The sequence below is a fragment of the Acinetobacter sp. YH16053 genome (genome assembly GCF_013417035.1).
Taxonomy (GTDB): Bacteria; Pseudomonadota; Gammaproteobacteria; order Pseudomonadales; family Moraxellaceae; genus Acinetobacter; species Acinetobacter towneri.
Window position 1 is genome coordinate 20,489 of the sequence record NZ_VPEP01000011.1, and the last position, 25,327, is coordinate 45,815.

Below are 25,327 nucleotides of genomic sequence, written 5' to 3' on the forward strand. Positions count from 1 at the left end.
AAATCCCCCTAAGTTTTCGTTGTTATTTCACGTATCAGTTCACTTGTTTAATTTCAAAACCAAGTTCGAGCAATGCTTCACGTTTTGACACAGGTGCGACTACGGCTTTAGATGCTTGCTGCTGACGCAAATATTGCTCAGCAACACGTTTTAAATCATCTAAAGTCACTGCCAATAAACGCTCACGCAATACCGTGCGGAATGAGGGTGTACGCGCGTGCAATAATGCATAACATGCAGTAATCGCTTCACCTGCAGGTGAACCCGGTTTATCCATGCTGGCAATCAAACCTAAAATCGCTTCTTCAAGTTGATGCGGCAACTGCTCTGCATTAAATAACCAATCAATACTCGCTTCAAAGTCTGCAAAAGTTTCTGCCAAGCGTGGGTCACGATAACTATAGAAACGGAATGAACATGCATTGCCATCGTAGCTTGCACCGCCACCGTAAGCGCCGCCTTTTTCACGGATTGCGCTGTGTAAGAAACCATTGCGCAAATATGCAGCCAATACCATCAAAGGTGCAGCATCAGGATGCGACACTTCCACCGCAGGATACGCTGCTGCACAGAATTGCACATTGGCTTGAATCAACCATGCTTGATCTTGCGCTGAATCATCTACAGGAACTTGAGTTAAAGCAGCAGGATTTTCTGCAACAGTAAGTTTATCCCAAACTTCTTGAACTTCTTCGACCAAACGGTCAGATTGATGTTCTTCACATACCAACAAAAATTGTTTAGGTGCTTGCAGTAATTTATGGTGAATCAATTGCAATTCAGCAATCAGTTTCTCGTACTCCGCTGTATCTTTTTCAATTTTAGCAACCAAGTCAGCCAACCAATTTAATGCGCCCAAACCTGTGTTGTTGTAATCACGCTGCGCCAAAGCACTGTGATGACGCCCTGCAATTTGCATGGCATAACTGTGCCCCGAACCCGACAAACGTGACTGCCAACGGGTTTTACGTTGTTGTAATAGCTCGATAATACGGTCTTTTTCATCAAAACGTAATTGCTCAAATGCCAGTTTCAGCAAGCGGATGGCTTCAAGATTATTCACCAAAGACTTAGTGGTTAATGTGAGCCATGCACTGATCTGATTTTTGTCATCGACTTTAGAACGTAAAGATGCACCCATGCCCAAACCACCGCTAACTGCGGTTTGTAGCTGTTGCAATTCTAAATAGCCATATTCACCTGCACCCACTTCGCCCATCAAAATAGACAGCAAATTAAAATATGGCGATTGAACAATTTCATCAGGAATTTGAATCAATACTTGCTGATAGTAAATTCCATTGGTTCCTGCATGATATAAATTTAAAGGATAATCAATGCGGTTACTGATAATTTCACGCAACTCACCCTGCACAATATGCAAAGCTGCAGGCACATCTTCCAAACCAACTTTTGGCAATAAATTCAAATCATCTGGCGTATCTTGACGGACTTTTAAAGCTTCCGTTTGCGCGACGATTTCTGCTTTTTGCTCATCTGTGAGTTGTGCGCCTATCTCAGCCAGACGTGCTTTTTCAAGTGCAGCATCTTTGGCCGATTTTTCTGCATCTGGAACCAAAGTCATTTGAACACGGTGCGGGTTATCAATTAAATGCGTCTGAATTAGCCGTGATAACCACATTGGGTCTTTAAGTTCTTCTTTGACTTGCTCAATCGCAGTATCTACATCCCACACCTGAATTGGGTCATTGTGGTGAATTGCACTGCTTAAACCATTTAAAATCAAGCTCAACCCGTATGGCATACCATCGCCATTAATTTCACGCTGATGCAATTCAATTTGATGCAAAATTGCATCGACCAATGCCGTATCCACAGGCTGTGCAGCCACGTCTTGTAAAACTTTTAAAACGCCCGCCTGAAATTCTGCTGCATGTTCAGGGTTAGAACCTTGCACACCACAGAAGAACGTCATTTCAAAGTTGGAATCATCCACGCCCGTCAATGGCCCTGTAGATTGTGCATGCGCCCAAGTTTCCAAATAATGACGCAGTGGTGATGCAGAATTTTCAAGTAAAACACCTTCAACCAAACGCATACCTAAGCGTAATTTAATATCGCTCGCTTCAGGCAATAACCACGCCAAAACATGATAAGTTTTATCTTTGAGTTCTTCTGCATCGACTGCATAACTTTCAGTCACTGCCACTGGCGCAGCTAAACGACGCTCAGGCTTCGAATACAACGTTTCGCCCTGTTCAAATTTCGCCAAAGCCAACTGTTCAAACTGTTCTTGTAAATCGTATGCAGGCGTATTGCCAAAAGTCATAAATACCGCATTACTTGGGTGATAATGTGACTTATAAAAATCTACCAATTCTTGATAGGTTAAATCTGGAATATCTTTCGGGTCGCCACCTGAATTGTAGTGGTAAGTTGTTTCAGGGAATAAATGATAAGCCAATTGGTGATAAAGCTGATCGGATGGCGAACTCATCGCACCTTTCATTTCATTAAATACCACGCCTTTATAAACAGGCTCACCATTTTCCAACTCAATACGAATACCTTCCTGAGCAAAATCGAGAGGATTTAAATTGGCTGCAAAAGCCGCATCCATATATACCGCAAGCAGGTTTTGGAAATCTTTTTTGTTTTGTGTTGCAAATGGATAAGCCGTCCAATCTGCCGCGGTAAATGCGTTCATAAAAGTATTCAATGAACGACGAATCATTAAAAAGAACGGGTCACGGACAGGGAATTTTTCAGAACCACACAACGCAGTATGTTCTAAAATATGTGCCTCACCTTTGGAGTCCATCGGCTGAGTGCGAAATGCGACTAAAAATACATTTTCATCATGTTCTGTCGCTAAGTGATAATGCACCGCACCTGTAACTTTATGTTTATATTCAGACACTAAAATGTCTAAGGCTTCAACATGGTGTTGACGTACCAACTGAAACGCAGGATGTACAGTCTGGGAAATGGTTTCAGTGACATCTACAGTCATGTGATCTCCTAAAAATAAGCAAATAAAAAACTAAAGCCATTATAGCTTTAGTTCTTTAGATAATTCACGTTGAAAACCCGACTAAATTGATTGAAATTTGCAAAGTATCAACAAAATGCTGCGCTGCACTGGCTGTAGCATGAGCAAAACTAGATCAGGTATTTAAAATAACTATAGTTTGGATGATTTTCGACATACACATAATTCTGTTTTTGATAAAAATGCGCTGCCGATTTGGTATCAGTGTTTAAACACAACGCCGAAAAATTAGCACGTGCTTTTTTCTCTAAATGTTGCAAGAGCTGTTTACCTACGCCATGTTTACGATAATTTGGCAAAACATAAAAACGACGTACACGTCCAATACGACTTTCAATATCTTGCTCATTCCATTGCTGGTTTAAGCCACCACATGCAACCAATTGATCACCATCGTAAACAAACAATAAAAACTCACCAGGCTGATTAAAGCGGTTTTTACCACTTTCCCATTCTTCAATTAAACGATGGACAAAATCAAAGCCTTCTTGAGCAGCATGTTTGGCCAAAGTCTGAATTTGCGTTGGTAACTCTTGTGCTTCTTTAATTTCGATGTTCATCTAACCTTCCTGATAACTCTGCTAAACCCCTATTTTTCATCAATAACATTCATTCAGCTGAATTTTATTCATGAAACTACAGCAATCCTGAGCATTGGTGTAAACTTAGCGTTTTTAATTTTGACTGTGATTTAAAGACATGGCAACTGTTGACCTTTTTGCAATTGGTAATGCATTAATTGACCAAGAATTTCAAGTCTCGGATGACTTTCTCATTCAACATAGCTTGCAAAAAGGTACTATGCAATTAACCGATGGTGAAACACAAGCAAATTTATACAACAACTTAATTAAAACACAAAGACATAAAGGCCAAGCTTCGGGTGGTTCTGCCGCAAATACCACCGTTGCATTTAGTGCTTTAGGTGGTCAAGCCTTCTATGCCTGCCGTGTTGGTAACGATGAATTGGGTGATATTTACCTCAAAGGCTTAAATGAAGCAGGTATTCACACCACAACCAAATCGGTCAGTGAAGGCGTTACAGGGACTTGTATGGTACTTGTGAGTGATGACTCTGAACGTACCATGCACACTTACTTGGGCATTACCGCAGAACTTTCTGCTACACAAATTGATTTTGAGCCACTTAAAACAGCAAAATGGCTTTATATCGAAGGTTATTTATCTACTAGTGATACTGCACGTGCTGCGGTAAAACAAGCGCGTGAAATTGCCAAAGCCAATCAGGTTAAAATTGCACTGACTTTATCTGATCCTGCCATGGTGCAATATGCGCGTGAAGGTTTGGATGAGTTACTAGATGATGGTGTGGATTTGATCTTCTGTAACCAGCAAGAAGCCATGATGTACACAGGAACGGAAACGGCTGAAGCGGCATTAGAACAACTAAAACAAAAAAGCAAATACATTGTCATTACATTGAGCGCACAAGGTGCCCTAATTTATGATGGCAACAACGCTTTTTCTGTACCAGGTCGTCAAGTCACTGCTGTTGATGCCAACGGTGCGGGTGATGCCTTTGCAGGTTCATTCCTGTATGCACTCAATGCAGGCTTAGGTTTCCAAACTGCAGCTCAACTTGCCATTCTGATTTCAAGTGAAGTGGTTTCTCAATTCGGCCCTCGTCTTGCGGTAGAAGATTACGCTAAACTTTTGCATAGCATTCAAAAGGAATCTGCATAATGAATAAAATTTGTATGATGGAAGACATTCCTGAGCGTGAAGCACGTGCCTACGAAACGCCAAATGGTGACACAATTTTTATCACCCAACGTGATGGCATGTATTACGCTTACCAAAACGTCTGCCCACACCTACAAGTGGAATTAGAATTTTTAGAAAACCAATTCTTAGACCGTGACCAAGAATATATTGAATGCTCAACGCATGGTGCTTTATTTTTAGTTGAAACAGGTGAATGTATTTCTGGCCCATGTTTAGGTCAATCACTTGAGAAAGTTGAGATCAGCGTTCATTCAGATGGTGGGATTTACTTGATCAACGACTAACTTTTTTGCAACTTTCAGAAAGAAGCGAAAAGTTCCAAATCTTAGCTCTATACAAAACCAGATCATTTATCTATGCTCTCTAAGCAGAGTTAGATCAATGATCTGCATCTAATAACATCACCTATAAATATTTCAACACGTGAGTTTAGCGCATGCATGAGTTTTTATCTGATTTGAACTTAATGCCCTTTCATCTCAGCCTAGTTGTTTTATTGCTACTCAGCACTGTCGAAACGATTGGTTATTACTTTAATTTTCGCCCAAGTCAGTTGCTCAAACGTGCATTTTCACAACGAATTACAGAATCGCCACTTTTAGATGTTAAATTTTCTAAAGTACTGATTTTTGTTTTTTTACTGATGAATTTCAGTGTTGCAGGATATTTTTTACAGTTTTTGATTTACTCACAACAACAACATTTCGTTCCTGCTTATTACATTATTATTCCAGCGTTTATTATTGCCATCTTTTTTACAGTCTTCATGATTCACTGTTTAGACCAAGTGATTAAGCCCAAATATAGCGTGCGCCAAGTCGATTTACTCGGACGTTTAGCCACAATTTCCAGTGGTAATGCCCGTCCTGGTTTTTCTGCACAAGCACGTGTACGTGATGAGTTTGGGCAACTGCATTATGTGCAGGTTGAACCTGAATTTGGTGAACTTGAATTTCAAGCTCAAATTATTATTGTGCGCAAAAAAAGATCTCACTATCTTGCCAAAAAAATTTCGGCATCAAATAACCTATTTAGCAATCAATAAGTTATTTTTTAAGATTTAAAACCAATCTTGCTGACCTAAGAAAGTTAAAATTTTTCACTCAAACTCAACACAATCTGTTTGTTTATAAACGATACATTTCATGTGATCTGAACAATATTTACACAAAATCATTATGAAAAAAATGCTGTTTACCCTAGACTAAGCCAAAGACAAAGCACCACTACATTGTAGGGAAATAAAAAAATATGCGGAATCGTCATTAAACTTTAACAAAAGAATGAGAATAATTATTAGCTGATAATATCTCTAATTTATTGCTATTTTTAGATTGATTTTTATTCATAGCAATTTAGTCTGATTTGCTTTTTTAAAATATAAGTATTTTAGTCAGATTTTGAATTATTAATTACAAGTGTTTCTGTCAAGTTTAAAAAATATTACTTTCCTCCATTTATTCTCTGCAACACCCAAAAACAAACTATTGATTTATAATAAGTTAACAATATATTTGCATTTTAACTGTGCCAGCTATTTTTTTTTGTATGTTTTTGTTTAATAATATAAAACACAGTTTAAAAAATAGGCTTATAAAAGTGAGCTTAGTTCCTAAAGATTTAAATAGAAAAGTAGTTCGTGAACTCACGATCATTTTAATAATTAAGGTCGTGCTGTTAATGGTCATCAAAAATATTTGGTTTGATGCCCCAACTATTCCTCAAAATTTTGATTCACAAGTTGCTGAGCGTATTGCTGGCAGTCCTTCCTCAATCAAGGAGACACGTTGATGATTTCTGAAAGCGTGGTCGATCTCTCGCGGTTCCAATTCGCAATGACCGCGATGTATCACTTTATTTTTGTTCCACTGACTTTAGGTCTGGCTTTTATTCTTGCCATTATGGAAACCACGTATGTGATTTCTGGTAAAGAAATTTATAAAGACATGACCAAATTCTGGGGAAAACTCTTCGGTATTAACTTTGCCTTAGGGGTAACCACTGGTTTAACCATGGAGTTCCAGTTTGGTACAAACTGGGCGTATTACTCACACTACGTGGGTGATATCTTTGGTGCACCACTCGCAATTGAAGGTTTAATGGCCTTCTTCTTAGAATCGACCTTCATTGGTTTATTCTTCTTTGGATGGGATCGCCTCTCCAAAGTGCAGCACTTATGTGTAACGTGGCTGGTTGCGCTTGGTTCTAATATGTCCGCTCTCTGGATTTTAGTTGCCAACGGCTGGATGCAGAACCCAGTGGGTTCTACCTTTAACTACGAAACCATGCGTATGGAATTGGTTGACTTCGGGGCGTTAATTTTTAACCCTGTTGCGCAAGTTAAATTCGTACACACTGTTTCTGCAGGTTATGTAACGGGTGCTATTTTCGTTTTAGCGATTTCAAGTTATTACTTATTGAAAAAGCAAGACTTGCCATTTGCGCGTCGTTCATTCGCTATTGCAGCAATTTTCGGTTTAGCTTCTACTTTATCTGTAATTCTACTTGGTGATGAATCAGGTTATGAATTAGGTGATGTTCAAAAAACCAAACTCGCAGCAATTGAAGCAGAATGGGATACTCACCCTGCTCCTGCAGCGTTCACTTTATTTGGTATTCCAAACGAAGAAACGCAAACGACAGATTACGCAGTTAAAATTCCTTATGTAATGGGGATTATTGCAACGCGTTCTATCACCGAAGAAGTGACTGGTATTAAAGACCTGATCGCAAACCACGAAGTTCGTATTCGTAACGGTATGGTTGCTTATCAACAACTTGAGCAATTACGTGCGGGCGACCAATCTCCTGAACTTAAAGCTGCATTTGAGCAAACTCAAACCGATTTGGGTTATGGTTTATTGTTGAAAAAATACACGCCAAACGTAGTAGATGCGACTGACGAACAAATTAAAATGGCTGCTGCGGATACTATTCCACACGTACCAAGTTTGTTCTGGGCATTCCGTGCCATGGTAGCTTCTGGTTTCTTAATGCTGTTGTTATTCGCACTTGCAACTTTTGCAGTGGCTAAACGCAACGCAGAAAGTAAACCTTGGTTATTAAAATTTGCGTTATTCTCATTACCATTACCTTGGATTGCAGCGCAAACAGGTTGGTATGTAGCAGAAGTTGGTCGTCAACCATGGACAATTGGTGAAGTACTTCCAACACACTTGTCTGCATCTTCACTCAGCACTGGCGACGTATGGGGCTCAATCATTGCATTGGCAGCGTTCTATACCGTTTTGCTGATTATTGAAATGTACTTGATGATCAAATTCTCACGTCTAGGCCCAAGCTCGCTTCATACTGGTAAATACCACTTCGAGAAAATTGAAGCTGCGAAAAAAGCCAATGAGGAGGCTTAAGCATGATCGAATATGAATTACTCAAAATCATTTGGTGGGTGTTAGTGGGTGTATTACTCATTGGCTTTGCCCTCACCGATGGCTTCGACATGGGCTCAATGGCGATCATGCCATTTGTAGGTAAAAATGACGAAGAACGCCGTGCTGCAATCAACACGATTGCACCGCACTGGGATGGTAACCAGGTTTGGTTCATTACAGCGGGTGGCGCGTTATTTGCTGCTTGGCCAATGGTATATGCAACAGCATTCTCAGGCATGTATTGGGCACTACTCTTAGTTCTGTTTGCCCTATTCCTGCGCCCAGTTGGTTTTGACTACCGCTCAAAACTTGAAAACACCAAATGGCGTACATCTTGGGACTGGGGTTTGGCTGTAGGTGGTGCAGTTCCTGCATTAGTGTTCGGTGTTGCGTTTGGTAATATGTTCCTTGGCGTACCATTTACCCTAGACGAAACTGTACGTTCAACATATACAGGCAGCTTCTTTGCATTATTAAACCCATTTGCTTTAGTTTGTGGTTTAGTCAGCTTGTCTATGCTTTGTGCGCATGGTGGTGCATGGTTAATGCTGCGTACCGATGGTGACTTACGTGCACGCTCTGCAAAAGCAACGCAAATCATGGGTATTGTGTTCCTTGTGTGTTTCTTAGGTGCAGGCGCATGGTTATACTTCGGTGGTATCGAAGGTTATACCCTAGTAACTCCATACGACACGAATGGCGTAGCAAACCCATTGGCTAAAGAAGTTTTAACCAATGCAAACCCAGGCTGGATGAATAACTACTCAGCGTACCCTATTACCATGATTGCACCAATTATGGGCATCTTGGGCGGTATTTTGATTGTTCTTGCAGCAGGTAAAAATAAAGCGGGTTTAAGTTTCACAGGTTCATCTTTAGCGGTGATCGGTGCAATTTTAACTGCTGGTTTTGCATTGTTCCCATTCTTAATGCCATCAAGCCTCAACCCAGTTGCAAGCTTGACCATGTGGGATGCGGTATCAAGTAAAAACACATTAACTGTAATGACTGTTGCAGCATGTATCTTCGTACCAATTATTTTGCTATACACCACTTGGTGTTACTACAAAATGTGGGGCGTTATCACCAACAAGCACATTAAAGAGAATTCACACAGCCTTTACTAAGGCTGTGTCTAAGGAGAATAAATTATGTGGTACTTTGCATGGATTCTCGGTATTCTGATGGCATGCTTTGCAGGTGTCTTGAGTGCCCTGTATATTGAATCTCATCAAGACCTTGACGAGGAATAATTAGATGACAGACACTGCAGTGAACGCTGAAACAACAGTTCAAAAACCGAACAAGATTGCGATGGTTATTTCATGTTTATTGGCATTCCCACTCGCAGCTGTACTGCTTCTTCATCCAGCAGCAATGCTGGATGCCAACGGTGAATATAGCCACCGTGCCATGATGTTTATTATGATTGGTATTTCAGGTGGCTTTGTACACGGTGTTGGTTTTATTCCACGCTTTTGGTTTTGGAAATGGTTATTTAGCCCATTTGTGGCTTGGCCATTGATGATTTGGGGTTATTACACTTGGTTTCTTTAATGAGGTGTAAATAAATTCCTTGAAAAGAGCGCAATATGCGCTCTTTTTTATTGGCTTAATATTTAGGAGCCGCAGATCATTCCTCTGCATCTTCACCATATAAAACAGCGTATAAAATTTTGAAACTTACAATCTAAAAGAAGAACTAAGCTCAAAACTCAGGCAGAAAAAAGCCAAACACTACGGTTTGGCTTTTTTCACAACATATTTTCGCACTTGGCAATGATTATGCACCTTGCTTAAAGCATATTGTTATTTCGGCTCAATGGGTGCAAACGGTGCAACCACATCGGCATTCTGCGCACGATGACGCATGAAATGATCCATCAATACAATCGCAAGCATAGCTTCTGCAATTGGCGTTGCACGCACACCTACGCAAGGATCATGGCGTCCTTTGGTCAGTACATCCGTATCTTCACGGTTTAAATTAATGGTTTTACCAGGTGTAGTAATACTGGCTGTTGGTTTTAAAGCAATCGCAACACGAATATCTTGACCACTAGAAATACCGCCTAAAATACCGCCTGCATGGTTCGCCAAAAAGCCGTCAGTGGTCAGTTCGTCACGGGTTTCATGCCCAAACTGCGCTGCCACTGCAAAACCATCTCCAATTTCAACGCCTTTCACAGCATTGATAGACATCATGGCATGGGCAATATCGGCATCTAAACGATCAAAAACAGGTTCGCCCCAACCCACAGGCACTTTTTCAGCCACAATTTCCAGTTTTGCACCACAGCTTGTACCCTGTTCACGCAATGACGTTACCAATGCTTCAAAACGTGGTACAGCATCGGCATCGCCACAGAAAAATGGATTGTTTGGTACTTCGTTCCAATCTAGCTTTTCAGCTTTTTCTGTACCAATTTGAGTGACGTGACCACGAATCACAATTCCAAATTTTTCGAACAGGTATTTTTTTGCAATTGCACCTGCTGCAACGCGCATTGCTGTTTCACGTGCGCTTGAACGTCCACCACCACGATAATCGCGGAAACCATACTTTTGCGTATAGGTATAATCTGCATGCCCAGGGCGGAAAGTCTGTGCAATATTACCGTAGTCTTTCGATTTTTGGTCAGTATTACGAATCAGTAAACCAATTGAAGTTCCAGTGGTTTTACCTTCAAAGACACCTGAAATAATTTCAACTTCATCGGGTTCTTTACGCTGTGTCGCAAACTTAGACGTACCCGGTTTACGGCGATCCAAATCTTTTTGTAAATCTTCTGCAGACAGTTCAATCCCCGGTGGCACGCCATCGACAATCGCCATCAGACCTACGCCATGAGATTCACCACAAGTCGTTACACGGAAAAGTTGCCCTATACTATTACCTGCCACGTCCAACGACTCCTTATGCTTGAACAGATTGAATAAATAAATCGCGATATTGACGGCATTGTGCTGCAGTCAATGCAAAAATACCTGAACCACCTTTTTGGAATTTTAACCAGTGCAAATCAACCGTGTTGAAATTCTGTTTCATCGCCCATTCAGAATTACCTACTTCAATCACAATCAGACCATCTTCAGTTAAGTAATCTGCCGCCTGCGCCAACATTTTACGGACTAAATCTAAGCCGTCTTGCCCTGCTGCCAATGCCAATTCTGGCTCATGATGGAATTCTTCAGGTAAATCTGCCATATCTTCCGCATCAACATACGGCGGGTTAGATACGATTAAATCATACTGATTTTCGGCTGGGATTTTGGCGAATAAATCAGACTCAAGCAACGCCACTTGGTATTGTTTGTTGTGATGTTCACAGTTAATTTGTGCAACTTCCAAAGCATCTTTTGAAATGTCAGTTGCATCGACTTCAGCATCTGGAAAAGCATAAGCCAAAGCAATCGCAATACAACCTGAACCCGTGCACATATCCAAAATACGTTGTGGGGTTTTAGGCGCAGCATTGGCTGGTAAATTGTTATCTGCTTCGCGCATTTGACCTTCTTCATCTAGGCAATATGGCGCAAAACGATTTTCAATTAGCTCGGCAATAGGTGAACGTGGAATTAGAACACGCTCATCGACATAAAATGGTTTTCCGAAGAAATACGCCAAGTTTAATAAGTAAGAAGTTGGTACTTTTTCATTGATACGACGTTCGAGCAAGCTTAAAAATTCAGCTGCTTCGCTCGGCAATAATTTTGCATCTAAAATTTCAGCGTCTGCATTCCAGTCTAAAGACAAAGTTTGTAACACCAATGCAGAACTTTCTGCAAAATAATCTTCTGTACCTTGACCTAAATGTGCATCGTATTGACGTAGTGCTGTAACCCCAAAGCGAATAAAATCACGAATGGTTGATAGGTTTTCAGCAGCTTCCTGCAAATGTTCAGGGCTAATTGTCGGTCGATCCACTTAAGGCGCTCCAAGGTCAAATTTTAAAACGCCTTATGATACCTTGTTTTGCTCGGTTTTATAATGTTTAAGCAGTTTCCAAGTAATTTATTTACTATGGTTTTACTTATTTGATTCCCACAAACTGACCTTGATAATAATCAGCGCGCTCTGCTGTTTGCAGCAAAACACATTGTGCACGTTGTAATGCGGCAAAATCGCTTTGAGTCGATAAATAACAGCGTTGTTTTACACGGTTTTCCCAAAGTTGATGCTGTTGTTGAATATTACTGGCATTGCCTGCGCTGCGTTTTACATAGGCTTTATAGTGTTTTTTGAGTCGTTTGGTTTGTGCTTTTTGCTCAGTTTTAATACATTTTTGCGATTGGGAAATTTTGCCATAACTATTGTTCATACATTGCGTATAGCCTTGTGAAACGCCATTCGCCCAAACTTGAGCTGTACCCAAAGTCAGCATCCCCAATAGTGTAAATATCCAAACTTTCATATTTTCCCCTGAGCGCAGTCTGTTTTTAAAGCGCGGTAAATTTTCAATATTTTATAATTTTACAAAACCCAAATTGCTGCATTGATGCTACAAGATTCAGGTTAAAAAGCATATAGTCAATCCCCTGCTTTTTATGATTCAGTCTATGATAAATGCACAACAATCATTGAAAAATGTGACAATATCCCAATAATTGAATTACTCATTTTATAGATGAAACTTTCAGCCTTATGAGCTACAAACACAATAATTTGATGGCCATGCGCCAAAGCTATTGGAACGACAACCACTCCGAAGCAGTCTTGATTGAAAAACAATTTTTTCAGCAAATTTTGATTGAAAACGGCATTTTTGAAAATTCGTCATTAGATGATGCCAAATATCTATTTTTTAGTTTGCCCAGCGTGATTATTGTTAAGGGATATGCGCATGGTTTTTTACACGATTCTGTAAAATTGATGATTCTCAAATTTATCCAAGACAACAAAGCGCAATTGATGAAAAAAGCCGAAACCAAAGTGCAATATCGGATGTAAAAGTACTTTTAAGCCGTTTTTCATACTTTTTTCACGAGGAAACTCGTCGTTCAGCAAGTTGAACTTTTTTAATACGTTAAGACGCGCTAATATCCGTTACAATCTAATTTTCCTGCGTATTGCTGATTTAAGGATTGATTTTAATGTCAGATCAGAACGATAAGCTTAAACAACTCAAGACTTCCTCTATGGATCGACGCTTATCCATCGCAAAGGCATCTTTACTTGCAGGAACACGATGGGCAGCCTCGAATGCCACCTCTATGTTTTCAAGCGAAGAAGAAAAAGAACGTAAACGAAAAAAAGCCATGAAAGAACAAGCCGATTACTTGGTGGCTGAAATTGGCAAACTCAAAGGCTCTATCGTGAAGATTGGGCAAATGATGGCGCTGTACGGCGAACATTTTTTACCTGAAGAAATTACGCAAGCACTCAACACGCTGAATAACCAGACTGTCGCATTGGCATGGCCTGCAATTAAACAGCAATTACAGGCACAGTTAGGTGCCAAACTTGATGATCTCACCATTGATCATGAGCCATTAGGTACAGCCTCTTTGGCTCAAGTTCACCGCGCGACCCGCAAGTCGGATGGTTTGGAGTTGGTATTAAAAATCCAATATCCAGGCGTAGCAGATGCGATTGACTCAGACATGAGCCTATTTAGAAATATGCTCAAATTGACACGCATGGTGCCGCAAACCCGTGAATTTGATCAGTGGTTTGATGAAGTGCGTGAAATGATGCATCGTGAAGTCAACTATCAAATTGAAGCGGAAACGACACGTCGTTTTGCTGCCCGTTTAAAAGATGATCCGCGCTACATTGTGCCGCAAATTGTGGATGAATACTGTAGCGACCAAGTGCTGTGTATGACCTTTGAACGTGGCGTACCGATTAACAGCCCTGTCATGCTCTCATTACCTCAAGAACGCCGTAACCAATTAGGCGAAGCCTCTTTAGAAATTGCTGTGCGTGAAGTATTTGAATGGGGCGAAATGCAGACTGACCCGAACTTTGGCAACTACTTAGTTCGCTTAGGTAATGGTGAAGATATTCACGATAAAATTGTACTGCTCGACTTTGGTGCTATTCGTCAATTTGATCAACACTTGCTGACTGTGGCGCGTAATTTGATCAAGGCGGGTTATTACCACGACCCACAAATGATGGTGAATGCCATGACGGGTTATGAGTTTTTTGACAGCATCCCTGAAAGCATTAAACCTGACATGGCAAAAGTGTTTCTATTGGCAACCGAAGCCTTTAGTCACTTAGACAATAACCGCGATTTACCTGCTGGCGTGATGGATGAACAATCGCGCTATGACTGGAAAAAAAGTCAGCTGCATAGCCGTGTCATGCAACAAGCATCTAAATCGATGGCTTCGCGTTACTTTAGTGTCCCGCCTAAAGAATTTATGTTTATTAGCCGTAAATTTATTGGTGCCTACACCTTTATGACCGTGATTGATGCGAAAACCAATGTCCGCAAAATGATTCAAAAGTTTATTTAAGTCCCAACTTTTATTTCTTTGATCAAAGCTGTTATATAGACCTAAATGATTGTTGCCCACTCGATGCAATTGTCATTTAGGTCAATTTATTTTAAAAGCGTAGATTTCTATAAAATTAATAATCTATAAAAATCCACATATTAGTCCAGTTATAAGAAAATTTTTACCGTTTATCTTTGACAATTCTGCATGTCAGCAATGACATAGTTTTTTTATAGTCTGCATGTCAGCATAAAAAACAAGCATTCTCTGTGTAGGACAACACTATCATGAGTCAAATGATAAACAAAGCCCAAGGATTCGGCTTAGCGCTACTCACTAAAATGGCATCGAGTGATCTGCTCGATCAATTCAAATTACGCAAATGGGTTGAACAATCTCTATATCACTCAGCCAAAGCAGGTTTTAAAACCTTTGAAACCACTCAAAAAAATTTTAAAAGCACACAAAAATTACCGCAACAACGACTGACACGTCAATCCAAAGATTTATTTGATTTGTCATTGAGTGAAGAACAGCAAATGCTGGTCGATGCCATGCAGCAATTTGCTACAGAAGTGATCTATCCATTGGCACATCAGGCAGATCATGATGCGAAATTCCCACAAGTATTATGGCAATACAGCACAGATTTAGGTTTGAACACCTATGCTCTGCCCGAAGCTTTAGGCGGTGTTGCCACTGAACAAAATATTGTCAGCCATATTTTAATTGCCGAACAATTGGCACGTGGCGACTTTGGCTTAACCGCAGGATTACTTTCCACATTTGGCGTAATGAATGCCATAACTCGCTGGGGTTCAGAACAGGTTCAAAATCAGTATTTATCTGCGTTTTCCGAAACAGACGCGAACCATCCAACGCCACTTCAAGCCACTTTTGCGATTCAGGAAAATACTGCTGCGTTTAATCCGTATCAGCTAAAAACCAAAGCGACTTTGCAAAATGGACAGTACCTAATTACAGGTGAAAAAACGCTGGTGATTTTGGCCGAAACAGCAGATTTATTTTTGGTTAGTGCAGAGCTAAATGGTCAAGCCGATGTGTTCATTGTGCAACGTGATGCTTCTATTCAATTTAAAGCAGCGCCTGCAATGGGCTTAAAAGCCTGCGAAACGGCGACTTTAAAGTTTAATCAAACCCCTGCGGAGCGTTTAGGCACAGATGATTTCGATTACAGCGCATTTTTAGATTTAGGCAATCTCATGTGGTGCGCCATGGCAGTTGGTTGCTGTGAAGCAGTGAAAAGTTATTGTATTCGCTATGCCAATGAGCGCACTGCATTTGGCGAACCAATTTCACATCGTCAAAGTGTGGCTTTTATGATTGCAGATATGGCCATTGAAATTGAAGCCATGCGCATGCTGTTGCTGAATGCAGCGAGTCTTGCCGAATCGGGTAAGAATTTTCATCGTGAAGCGTATTTAGCACGCCTGCTCTGTGCAGAAAAATCTATGCAAATTGCCACCAATGGTATGCAAATTTTAGGTGGTCATGGCTTTACCAAAGAACATCCTGTAGAGCGTTGGTATCGTGATTTACGTGCAACTGCAATTATGCATTCAGGCTTGCATGCCTAATCTCACACCATCAATAAACGATAGCCAGCTAGAAAAATAAGGAATACACGCATGAATTTACAAAATCCAAAAAAATTCAAAATGTTGGTCGATCAGGCACATGAAGTTGCTTTAAATGTATTACGTCCCATTTCAAGAAAATATGATAAAGCCGAACACGCCTACCCGAAAGAATTAGACATGCTTGCAGCCTTGGTTGATGGCATGAACCAAGCAGGCGATGGCATGAATGCAGGTGCAGCAGTCAACAAACGTGGTGACACATCTGCAGGTAACAAAAATGGCGTAAATATGTCTACCGCACTGAGTATTGTCGAAATGTGTTATGGCGATACAGGTTTATTACTCAGTATGCCACGCCAAGGTTTAGGTAATTCTGCGATTGCTGCGGTGGCCAATGAAGAACAATTACAACGCTTTAATGGTGTTTGGGCAGCCATGGCAATTACCGAACCCAACTGTGGTTCTGACTCTGCGGCTATTCGTACCACTGCCACCAAAGTAGACAATGAATATATTTTAAATGGTGAAAAGATTTTTGTGACCTCTGGTGACCGCGCCGATGCCGTTGTTGTGTGGGCAACCTTAGACAAAAAACTGGGACGTGCTGCGATCAAATCCTTTGTTGTGACTAAGGGCACACCTGGCATGACCGTGGAACGCTTAGAACATAAATTAGGGATTAAAGCCTCGGACACAGCAACAATTCGATTTGAAAATTGCCGTGTTCCTGCGAGCAACCTTTTAGGCAATGCAGAAATTGATGTTGCCAAAGGGTTTGCAGGTGTGATGGAAACCTTTGATAACACTCGCCCTTTGGTGGCAGCTATGGCCGTTGGTTGTGCCAAAGCCGCTTTAGAGCGGATTAAGGAAATTTTTAAAGACCAATTAGATGCAAATTATGCCACGCCCTATTTACAGTGTTCACATATCGCAGCACAGACTTATCGGATGGAAGCAGAATGGGAAGCCGCACGTTTATTGATGCTCAAAGCAGCATGGATGGCAGACAATAAACAGCCTAACTCACGCGAAGCTTCTATTTCCAAAGCCAAAGCTGGTCGCGTGTGTAATGAAATCACGCTCAGGTGTGTCGAGTTAGCTGCATCGGTGGGTTATAACGAAGATGAGTTATTGGAAAAATGGGCACGTGATTCGAAAATTTTAGATATTTTTGAAGGTACGCAACAGATTCAGCTATTGATTATTGCCCGTCGTGAATTAGGTAAAAGTTCGAGTGAGCTCAAGTGATTTTATGATTTAAGGCATATAGTAAAGTAAGATAAAAGACAGATTTTCATAGAAATATTGCTATAAATTTCTGTCTTTTTCGATATAAATTAATCTTCAGGTGAAAAAATTGCGATATATCTTGCTAAAACCTCATCCAAAACATCTGCGTGCGAGGATTCTAAAAACCGCGCGTGTCTAGCTTCAAAATCTAAAGCTCTAGATTGATCACAATGCACAATACCTGTAGTTTTCCCACCAATAAGCTCTACAGCGAAACCCATATTTCGTGCAAAGTTTCCACCAGAAGTAATAGGCAAAACAATCGGCATTTTAGTAATAAGATTAAATGACTTAGGTGAAATAACAAATACAGGTCGCTTACCTTGTTGTTCATGTCCAAGTGTTGGATCTAATGAAATCAAATAAATATCGCCTTGATTCATTAGATTTCTTCTCGCCCAACTGCTTTTACATCATGCCACGCATCTTGCTCTAATGCTAAAGCTTGATGCTCTTGCAGCAAGTCAGCCAATTTATAAGATGGCTTCGCTTTAGGTTCGACCACTAACTTACCATTCACAATGCTCAGAGAAACTTCCTTTCCCGCATCTAAACCTAAACTTTTTAATAATGTAGGCGGTACGGCAAGCATGACCGAACCACCTACTTTTCTCAAGTTTGTATGAATCATACCCACCTCAATATTATATAAATATATAACTTTATTATGCGCCAAAATGAGATGAAGTCAATTCATAGTAAGATGAGTGAAAATAGACATCTGGTATACATCTCAATCTTTCCTTTGAAAGATATATACAAAAGAAATATCAAAAAATAATCTTAATAATTCAATCAATTATCCACCACACCAAATTTCTTAAAAATTCGTGCAGGCGTTTAGGCTGAATATTGGCTTTGTTTAAATTGCCTTGATAATGTTCAAATACACGTTTATCCATAATTTTAAACCACAAAGGTGGAATCATGGCAGGCAGCAACATGCTGGCATAACCGCTTGGTAATTCAGGCGCTTCATCAAAATGTCGCAAAGCCTGAAATGGTCGGGTTGGATAAGCATGATGATCGGAATGACGTTGTAATTGATACAAAAACAAATTGGTCACAATATTGTTATTATTCCAGCTGTGTTCAGGCATAGTGCGCTCATATTTGCCATGCGCATCTTTTTGTCTAAGCAAGCCATAATGTTCTATATAATTAATTATTTCAAACAGGCTAATGCCATAAAAAGCCTGTGTCGCCAAATACGGAATGATCCCAGTACCAAAACGCGCCAACAATGCAGCATGAAATGCCGCACTCATGCCCCAGCCTTGTAATAATTCATTGTCTTTCGACCAAAAACTTTTGCCTTTACGTTTTAAACGCTGAGTTTCAATTTGCAGTGCAGACTTAAACGAACCTTTTACCGTGCGGGGCCAAAACTCATAAAATGTTTCTCCCATACGTGAAGATGCAGGGTCTTCAGGTGTCGCAGCACGTTTATGATGCCCATACGGATGCTCAACCCGAAAATGGTTATATCCTGTTGGTGCTAAAGCCAAATGTGACAGTAAGTGATCTATTTTTGAAGATTTATGGCTGAGTTCATGCGCAGTATTGACAGCAATACCATTCACCATCCCCATGGAAATACCCAGAAAAATTTTATCGACTAACGAGGTTTGTGGCCGTCCAACCAAATAAGCTGCATAAATATTGGCGGCATATTGCAAAGGAATAAAACTTTTCACCAAACGCGAATAATACCGATCTTCCTCAAGTCGTTTCACATCTTCATTGCTTGGGTTATTGGCATCTTGACCAATTAAAGTATCAATTGTTGGAATAATCACATGCAATAATAAAGGGCCACCTAGAGCAAAAACTTTTTTCGCAGGCTTCGGAGCGAATTGATAACCCGCCAAAATCCCCATCCCCAATACAGGTAAAAATGGGCTGATCAACCATAAATAACGCTTTTTATCGAGTTGAGCCGCGCTTTTATAAGGAACATCCTGTTCCATCTCTTTAAGCAAATGAAGTGGTGCGTTCATCTTATTTTCTTCCTTCTACGCTGTTCTACCTATATATTTGAGGAAAGACACGAGAATGAACAGTTGCAGACGTCCAAAAAAGCTATGCAAAAGTCTTTGGCGCAAAAATGCGCTATATTGTCCTGAAATCACAGGTTTATTTTTTATAATGATTTATGCTTAAAATATGGATGCTTTAAGTAAAATTTTTGATGATATACATCTGCACCAATCAGAATATATCTATTTAAATCCTCAAGGAGATTGGTCATTTCAATATCGTGACCAAGGGGCAATGCTGGCTTATGTAGTACTACAAGGCTCGCTGCATATCCATTTATCTGCACAGACACACCTTCACATTGATGCAGGTGATATTGTCCTGATTCCATCGGGTTGCAGTCATTACGCAAGTGCAACTGCAGACACTCACTGGACAGAACACTTTGATATTTCGGATTTATTTCAAATTCAGTCACAGCAGTCAATAAATTTTGGCACGATAAATCACACACAAGCTGAAGACGCATTTATTTTGGTGATTCAATGCCACATGGACACCACCATGGCAAAACCGCTTTTAAGTGCCCTACCCGAATATCTGCATATTCCGCATATCATGTGCAGCACAGCGCCCGAGTGGTTACAAATTGGCTTGCAATTTTTAGCGGTGGAAAGTCATCAAATCCGACCGGGACGGGATAAAATATTAGATCACTTGGTCAGTATTTTACTGATTGAATGTGTGCGTGATTATATTTTTCAGCTTGATGACTCAAATAACTGGCTCGGCGCTTTGGCACATCCTGAACTTTCCAATGCGCTCGCAGCTATTCATGGTCAACCCGAAAAAGCATGGACGGTAGAAAGTTTGGCAGAACAATGTTGCATGTCACGTTCTAAATTTGCCAATTTGTTTAATCAGGTGATTGGTGAGCCGCCTTTGGCATACTTACAACAACATCGGCTACGCTTGGCATCGCATTATTTACAGCAAGGACAATTGTCGATTCAACAAATTGCCCATCGTGTCGGTTATTCTTCCGAAACCGCCTTTAGCCAAACTTTTAAAAAGCAATTCGAGCTAACACCTAGCCAGTATCGGCAGCAGTTTCAAAACAACAATGCAATCACGAAATGAACAGTTTAACGATCTAAAATCGCCAAAATTGCTTGTGCAGGGTCTTCGCTGTTATCGGACAATAATTGCTTATGCATAGTGATATGTTGCATCACTTGAATTTGTGCAGTTTCGATATAAATTAACTTTTCAATTTCTGCTGCCAAACGCTCTGGTGTTGCATCATCCTGAATTAATTCCTGAATAACCTTTTTACCTGCAATAATATTTGGCAATGAATAATAAGGAATTTTCACCAACAGTTTCGCAATCCAGTACGTAATGCGATTGAGCTTATAAAACGTAACCATTGGACGATGTAATAGCATCGCTTCTAACGTCGCCGTGCCTGAAGCCAGTGCAATCATATCGGACGCATTCATTACCTGACGACCAATTTTGGATTCTGTGCCACGATTTTCCATCAATTGCACTTTGTCTTGTAATGCACTCGGATAAGACTGCAGTAACGCTTCAATTTGTTGTTTACGTGCATCATTAATTGCAGGAATTAAAAACTTAAACTGCGGATATTTTTGCGTCAAAATATAAGCCGCATCTAAAACTAACGGCCCTAAACGCTCAATTTCACCACGTCGGCTACCAGGCAATAACGCAATATGTTGTTGCTGTTGGTCTAAACCCAATTCTTGTTTTGCTGCAGCAATTGGATTTTCCAACGGCAACTGACTCGCCAAAGGATGTCCGACAAAGGCTGCAGGCACATCCCATTTTTTAAAAAAGGCTTTTTCAAACGGAAATAAACACAGCACCAAATCTATACTGGCTTTAATGCGATGCACTCGACCTTGTCGCCATGCCCATACCGAAGGACTAACATATTGCACGGTTTTAATTGGCAAGTTTTTCTGTTTTAAACTTTTGGCAAGACGTAAATTAAAATCGGGTGCATCAACCCCAACAAAGACATCAACTGGATCTTGAGTCCATTTTTCGACCAAACCATCTCGTACTGCAAAGAGTTTTTTCAAATCTTTCAGCACTTCAACAATGCCCATTACCGATAAAATATCCATCGGATAATAACTTTTAAACCCTTCCGCAATCATTTGCGGACCACCAATGCCTTCAAACTCAGCATCAATGCCTTGCTCACGAAAACGTCGCATGAGTTGTGCCCCCAAAGTATCACCCGATACTTCTCCCACAACGATACCTATTTTAAGTTCTCGATTTTGCAAGCGTTTTGTCCTCTAAATTTTAATGGATATGAATTTTCGCATTTTAGCATAGCCACTGTATTTTGTAAGAAACAGAAAGTAAGCCGTGGCTTGAATCTGCGATCTTTTGCACTGATTTTCCACATTGACTATATCTGTTTTAAGAATAAGTAAATCATTAATCAAGACAACAGCTTATTGCCAAAAGTCATAATATATTCACGATTTTTGACTTCGGCATATCTTCATGGTTGGTCCTTTAGAGTTTATTTTGGCAGGTGTATTGGTCGGCTTCTGCGTGGGTGTGACTGGCGTAGGTGGCGGTTCACTGATGACTCCCATTCTGATCAGCTTGTTTAAAATTGAACCGCATATCGCAATTGGAACAGACCTACTTTATGCCGCCATTTCAAAATTCTGCGGCTCATTGGTTCATGCCAAAAAAATGAATATTGTATGGCCCATTGTCATTTGGCTTGCGGTGGGCAGTATCCCTGCTTCATTTGCGACCCACTGGGTTTTAGAGAATTATTTAAGCCAATCTACCCATTACAAAATGGTACTGACCGTGGTACTGGGCTTTATGTTGACCTTAACTGGCATCTCAATTGTGTTTCGCAGTCAAATTGAAACGTTTTTTAATAAATACCGTAAACAAGAATTGCCCGATATGACCCAAGACCTTGAAAAGGTCAAACTACAGGCTGCAGATAAGCGTGCCCTCATTGTAATTATGGGAGTTGTACTGGGTGTATTTGTCACACTTTCTTCAGTGGGTGCAGGTGCTTTTGGCATCATGGCATTGGTGCTGATGTTCCCGAATCTACCGATGATTCGTATTATCGGTTCAGATGTCGTGCATGCCGTCTTACTTACCCTAGTTGCAGGCTTAGGTCACATGAGTTCAGGCAATGTCGACTTTCACCTATTGGTTTGGTTGTTGGTTGGCTCGATTCCTGCAATTGTGGTGGGAACTTTAGTCAGTTCACGTTTACCTGAAAAAGTGATTCGTAAAGTTTTAGGTATTACCTTATTTATTATCGGGATTAACTTTATGGTCAATCCTGTGAAATCAAAACCTATCAGCACACCAGAAACTGCAACAGCAGTTTCTGAGGCACAAGCCAGCCAATAATGAATGCTTTATCTGACAGGATTTTGCTAAAACAGACCGTTTAATTTATCTACCCGATTCATCACTTATTTTTTAAAGAAGTATTCATCTTTTTATAACAAAATACAGTGAAATTCATGTTATATTCAGACTATTAAACAATCTTTTGTATGATCAAACCAGTGACGGCAATGAATACTTTACAGTCTAATCCTCTTACACAATCAGACATCGATGACGTGAATATTGAAAGTATTCAGCCACTCGTGACTCCTGCAGAATTAAAAACTGAGTTACCTTTGACTGAAAATGCTTATCAAACCGTTCTTCGTGGTCGTGAAACAATCCGCAATATTTTAGATGGTAAAGACAAGCGTCTATTTGTGGTGATTGGTCCATGTTCTATTCATGACCCTGCTGCTGCACATGAATATGCAGATCGTTTAAAAGTATTAAGCGAAAAAGTAAAAGATTCTCTTTATATTGTGATGCGTGTTTATTTTGAAAAACCACGTACTACAGTGGGCTGGAAAGGCTTAATTAACGATCCAGACATGAATGACTCTTTTAACATTGAAAAAGGCTTGCGTCTTGGTCGTAAACTTTTACTTGAGTTAAATGAAAAAGGTTTGCCATGTGCGACTGAAGCACTTGATCCAAACTCTCCGCAGTATTATCAAGATTTAATTTCTTGGTCTGCAATTGGTGCACGCACTACAGAAAGCCAAACGCACCGTGAAATGTCATCTGGTCTTTCTTCTCCAGTCGGCTTTAAAAATGGTACAGATGGCGGCTTAACAGTTGCTACCAATGCCATGCAGTCGGTAAAACACGGTCACAGCTTCTTGGGTCTTAATGATCAAGGTCAGGTTTCAGTAATTCGTACTAGCGGCAACCCGTATGCACACGTGGTTTTACGTGGTGGTAATGGCAAGCCTAACTACGATGCAGGCTCTGTTGCAGATGCTGAAAATGCATTAAACAAAGCCAAAGTCAGCACCAAAATCATGATTGACACCAGCCATGCTAACTCAAACAAAGACCCATTCTTACAGCCATTGGTATTAAAAAATATCACTGAGCAAATTTTAGATGGCAATAAGTCTATTGTTGGGATTATGGTCGAAAGTCACCTGAAAGGTGGTCGTCAAGATATTCCTGAAAACTTATGCGATTTAGAGTATGGTAAGTCTGTGACTGACGGTTGTATCGACTGGGATACCACTGAAAAAGCATTGCTTGAAATGCATGAAGCATTAAAAGACGTTTTAGTGAATCGTTAAGATTTAAAAACGCCATCTTCATGATGGCGTTTCTATTTGTAGCATAGGAAATTCTGCGCGCATGAATGACATTGAAACCCAACTTAGCCAAATTAAAAATTTCCAGTTCATTCATGAGCGTTTGTTTTCTTCAGGTCAGCCTACGGCTGAAGAATTAAAACAAATTAAAGAATATGGTATTGGCACTGTCATTAATTTGGCTGAAAGTGATGCGGAACACGCCCTTCCCCATGAAGACAAAATTTGTCTGGATGTTGGACTAAACTATATTCAACTGCCAATTTCATGGGAAACACCATCCTCTGATCAATGTTTATTATTGCTCGATTTGGTCAATCATTTATTAGAAAGCCAAATGGTGTGGGTACATTGCAGCAATAACAACCACGTCAGTAGTTTAATGTATTTGTATCGTCAATATTTTATGGATGTGGATATTGCAACGGCTCAAGACTTTTTACATGATATCTGGAAACCCAATGAAACTTGGACAGGCTTAATTCACGCCGTTTCTTTGCAATTACAAGGTCGTAAAGCCACGCAAGATTTACAACAAGCTTTAGAATCTGCTGAACTTTCTTAATTCAGCAGATTACCTAGTTAAATTGCAATGCGATTATTTTGTATGAGAAATCAATACAGTCGCGGTTGCTAAAATACCTTCCTGACGTCCAGTAAAACCTAATTTTTCAGTAGTTGTCGCTTTAATACTAATTTGCGTGACCTCTACACCCAATACATCAGCGACACTTTGGCGCATTTCTAGCGTATGCGGTGCAAGTTTAGGACGTTCGCACGCCACAGTAATATCGGCGTTATTCAGTTTATAGCCACGGTCTAAAATGAGTTGATAAACCTGTTTAAGCAATACCCGACTATCTGCACCTTTATAATTTGGATCGGTATCTGGAAAATGCTGCCCAATATCCCCCAGCGCCAAAGCACCTAATAATGCATCGCATAGTGCATGCAGCACTACATCACCATCTGAGTGTGCTTTTAAACCTTGTGTATGAGGAATTTGAACACCTGCAAGCGTCACAAAATCTCCCGCTTCAAAGGCATGAACATCTAATCCTTGTCCAATACGAATCTGTGCAACCATGTTCAACTCCTGTAGAAATAAATCATTGAAATCTTGTATTCATACTTTCGATT

Annotated in this window: 25 protein-coding genes and 1 pseudogene; 16 read left to right on the forward strand and 10 right to left on the reverse strand. The window is 40.3% G+C overall.

Going from position 1 to position 25,327, the window contains the following annotated elements; translation table 11 throughout:
• Positions 1–34: 34 nt before the first annotated feature.
• Positions 35–2,974 carry an insulinase family protein gene (locus FTV43_RS09595; protein ID WP_179995375.1) on the reverse strand — a complete coding sequence of 980 codons (2,940 nt, stop codon included), beginning with the start codon at positions 2,972–2,974 and terminating at the stop codon, positions 35–37.
• A 149-nt stretch (positions 2,975–3,123) separates the two neighbouring features.
• A complete protein-coding gene (locus FTV43_RS09600; RefSeq protein WP_004973417.1) occupies positions 3,124–3,573 on the reverse strand; it encodes a GNAT family N-acetyltransferase in 450 nt (149 codons plus the stop codon).
• 139 nt (positions 3,574–3,712) lie between these two features.
• Between FTV43_RS09600 and FTV43_RS09605 the strand changes: the two genes are divergently transcribed.
• From FTV43_RS09605 to FTV43_RS09640, 8 genes are all read left to right on the forward strand, one after another.
• On the forward strand, positions 3,713–4,717 hold the full coding sequence (locus FTV43_RS09605) for an adenosine kinase (RefSeq protein ID WP_004973415.1): 1,005 nt from the start codon (positions 3,713–3,715) through the stop codon (positions 4,715–4,717).
• A gap of 14 nt (positions 4,718–4,731) precedes the next feature.
• A complete protein-coding gene (locus tag FTV43_RS09610; protein ID WP_171287411.1) occupies positions 4,732–5,043 on the forward strand; it encodes a Rieske (2Fe-2S) protein in 312 nt (103 codons plus the stop codon).
• A gap of 152 nt (positions 5,044–5,195) precedes the next feature.
• Entirely contained in the window at positions 5,196–5,804 is a 609-nt protein-coding gene (locus tag FTV43_RS09615; RefSeq protein ID WP_096900848.1) for an OB-fold-containig protein, read from the forward strand.
• Between the two features lie 554 nt (positions 5,805–6,358).
• Entirely contained in the window at positions 6,359–6,550 is a 192-nt protein-coding gene (cydP, locus tag FTV43_RS09620; RefSeq protein WP_070155611.1) for a cytochrome oxidase putative small subunit CydP, read from the forward strand.
• Entirely contained in the window at positions 6,550–8,130 is a 1,581-nt protein-coding gene (locus FTV43_RS09625) for a cytochrome ubiquinol oxidase subunit I (RefSeq protein ID WP_096900849.1), read from the forward strand. Before cydP ends, FTV43_RS09625 begins: the two co-directional genes overlap by 1 nt.
• A gap of 2 nt (positions 8,131–8,132) precedes the next feature.
• Positions 8,133–9,278, forward strand: a complete 1,146-nt coding sequence (cydB, locus tag FTV43_RS09630) for a cytochrome d ubiquinol oxidase subunit II (RefSeq protein WP_104852065.1) — start codon at positions 8,133–8,135, stop codon at positions 9,276–9,278.
• Positions 9,279–9,302: 24 nt separating this feature from the next.
• On the forward strand, positions 9,303–9,404 hold the full coding sequence (gene cydX, locus FTV43_RS09635) for a cytochrome bd-I oxidase subunit CydX (protein WP_004860610.1): 102 nt from the start codon (positions 9,303–9,305) through the stop codon (positions 9,402–9,404).
• 4 nt (positions 9,405–9,408) lie between these two features.
• A complete protein-coding gene (locus tag FTV43_RS09640) occupies positions 9,409–9,708 on the forward strand; it encodes a cyd operon YbgE family protein (RefSeq protein WP_004973403.1) in 300 nt (99 codons plus the stop codon).
• Positions 9,709–9,960: 252 nt separating this feature from the next.
• On the opposite strand, the gene aroC is transcribed toward FTV43_RS09640, so the two are convergent.
• The 3 genes from aroC to FTV43_RS09655 all read right to left on the reverse strand — a co-directional run bounded on the left by aroC (position 9,961) and on the right by FTV43_RS09655 (position 12,566).
• On the reverse strand, positions 9,961–11,055 hold the full coding sequence (gene aroC, locus FTV43_RS09645; RefSeq protein WP_004973401.1) for a chorismate synthase: 1,095 nt from the start codon (positions 11,053–11,055) through the stop codon (positions 9,961–9,963).
• Between the two features lie 13 nt (positions 11,056–11,068).
• A complete protein-coding gene (prmB, locus tag FTV43_RS09650; RefSeq protein ID WP_004973398.1) occupies positions 11,069–12,079 on the reverse strand; it encodes a 50S ribosomal protein L3 N(5)-glutamine methyltransferase in 1,011 nt (336 codons plus the stop codon).
• A gap of 106 nt (positions 12,080–12,185) precedes the next feature.
• Positions 12,186–12,566 (reverse strand): DUF1311 domain-containing protein, encoded by a 381-nt coding sequence (locus tag FTV43_RS09655; RefSeq protein WP_004973395.1) that lies wholly within the window; start codon positions 12,564–12,566, stop codon positions 12,186–12,188.
• Between the two features lie 230 nt (positions 12,567–12,796).
• On the opposite strand from FTV43_RS09655, the gene FTV43_RS09660 reads away from it, so the two are divergent.
• The 4 genes from FTV43_RS09660 (at position 12,797) to FTV43_RS09675 (ending at position 17,450) form a co-directional block, all read left to right on the forward strand.
• Entirely contained in the window at positions 12,797–13,102 is a 306-nt protein-coding gene (locus FTV43_RS09660; RefSeq protein ID WP_154320717.1) for a hypothetical protein, read from the forward strand.
• A 143-nt stretch (positions 13,103–13,245) separates the two neighbouring features.
• Complete coding sequence (locus FTV43_RS09665; protein ID WP_004973390.1) at positions 13,246–14,619, forward strand: AarF/ABC1/UbiB kinase family protein; 1,374 nt, start codon at positions 13,246–13,248, stop codon at positions 14,617–14,619.
• A gap of 269 nt (positions 14,620–14,888) precedes the next feature.
• On the forward strand, positions 14,889–16,199 hold the full coding sequence (locus FTV43_RS09670; RefSeq protein WP_179995376.1) for an acyl-CoA dehydrogenase family protein: 1,311 nt from the start codon (positions 14,889–14,891) through the stop codon (positions 16,197–16,199).
• 51 nt (positions 16,200–16,250) lie between these two features.
• Complete coding sequence (locus FTV43_RS09675; protein WP_179995377.1) at positions 16,251–17,450, forward strand: acyl-CoA dehydrogenase family protein; 1,200 nt, start codon at positions 16,251–16,253, stop codon at positions 17,448–17,450.
• 89 nt (positions 17,451–17,539) lie between these two features.
• On the opposite strand, the gene FTV43_RS09680 is transcribed toward FTV43_RS09675, so the two are convergent.
• The 3 genes and pseudogenes from FTV43_RS09680 to FTV43_RS09690 all read right to left on the reverse strand — a co-directional run bounded on the left by FTV43_RS09680 (position 17,540) and on the right by FTV43_RS09690 (position 19,492).
• Positions 17,540–17,875: a type II toxin-antitoxin system PemK/MazF family toxin gene (locus FTV43_RS09680; RefSeq protein ID WP_179995378.1), complete on the reverse strand. Its 336-nt coding sequence runs from the start codon at positions 17,873–17,875 to the stop codon at positions 17,540–17,542.
• On the reverse strand, positions 17,875–18,123 hold the full coding sequence (locus FTV43_RS09685) for an AbrB/MazE/SpoVT family DNA-binding domain-containing protein (protein WP_004973383.1): 249 nt from the start codon (positions 18,121–18,123) through the stop codon (positions 17,875–17,877). Before FTV43_RS09685 ends, FTV43_RS09680 begins: the two co-directional genes overlap by 1 nt.
• A 164-nt stretch (positions 18,124–18,287) precedes the next feature.
• A pseudogene (locus tag FTV43_RS09690) lies at positions 18,288–19,492 on the reverse strand (alkane 1-monooxygenase).
• Between the two features lie 166 nt (positions 19,493–19,658).
• Between FTV43_RS09690 and FTV43_RS09695 the strand changes: the two are divergent.
• On the forward strand, positions 19,659–20,612 hold the full coding sequence (locus tag FTV43_RS09695; protein WP_096900855.1) for an AraC family transcriptional regulator: 954 nt from the start codon (positions 19,659–19,661) through the stop codon (positions 20,610–20,612).
• A gap of 5 nt (positions 20,613–20,617) precedes the next feature.
• Here FTV43_RS09695 and lpxB read toward each other — a convergent pair whose 3' ends face one another.
• Positions 20,618–21,793, reverse strand: a complete 1,176-nt coding sequence (gene lpxB / locus FTV43_RS09700; RefSeq protein WP_179995379.1) for a lipid-A-disaccharide synthase — start codon at positions 21,791–21,793, stop codon at positions 20,618–20,620.
• A 226-nt stretch (positions 21,794–22,019) separates the two neighbouring features.
• Between lpxB and FTV43_RS09705 the strand changes: the two genes are divergently transcribed.
• The 3 genes from FTV43_RS09705 (at position 22,020) to FTV43_RS09715 (ending at position 24,752) form a co-directional block, all read left to right on the forward strand.
• Positions 22,020–22,907: a sulfite exporter TauE/SafE family protein gene (locus FTV43_RS09705; RefSeq protein ID WP_104852074.1), complete on the forward strand. Its 888-nt coding sequence runs from the start codon at positions 22,020–22,022 to the stop codon at positions 22,905–22,907.
• A gap of 170 nt (positions 22,908–23,077) precedes the next feature.
• A complete protein-coding gene (locus FTV43_RS09710) occupies positions 23,078–24,169 on the forward strand; it encodes a 3-deoxy-7-phosphoheptulonate synthase (RefSeq protein WP_042068745.1) in 1,092 nt (363 codons plus the stop codon).
• Positions 24,170–24,230: 61 nt separating this feature from the next.
• Complete coding sequence (locus FTV43_RS09715) at positions 24,231–24,752, forward strand: protein tyrosine phosphatase family protein (RefSeq protein ID WP_004973370.1); 522 nt, start codon at positions 24,231–24,233, stop codon at positions 24,750–24,752.
• 33 nt (positions 24,753–24,785) lie between these two features.
• On the opposite strand, the gene ispF is transcribed toward FTV43_RS09715, so the two are convergent.
• Positions 24,786–25,274 carry a 2-C-methyl-D-erythritol 2,4-cyclodiphosphate synthase gene (gene ispF / locus FTV43_RS09720; RefSeq protein ID WP_104852076.1) on the reverse strand — a complete coding sequence of 163 codons (489 nt, stop codon included), beginning with the start codon at positions 25,272–25,274 and terminating at the stop codon, positions 24,786–24,788.
• Between the last annotated feature and the right edge of the window lie 53 nt (positions 25,275–25,327).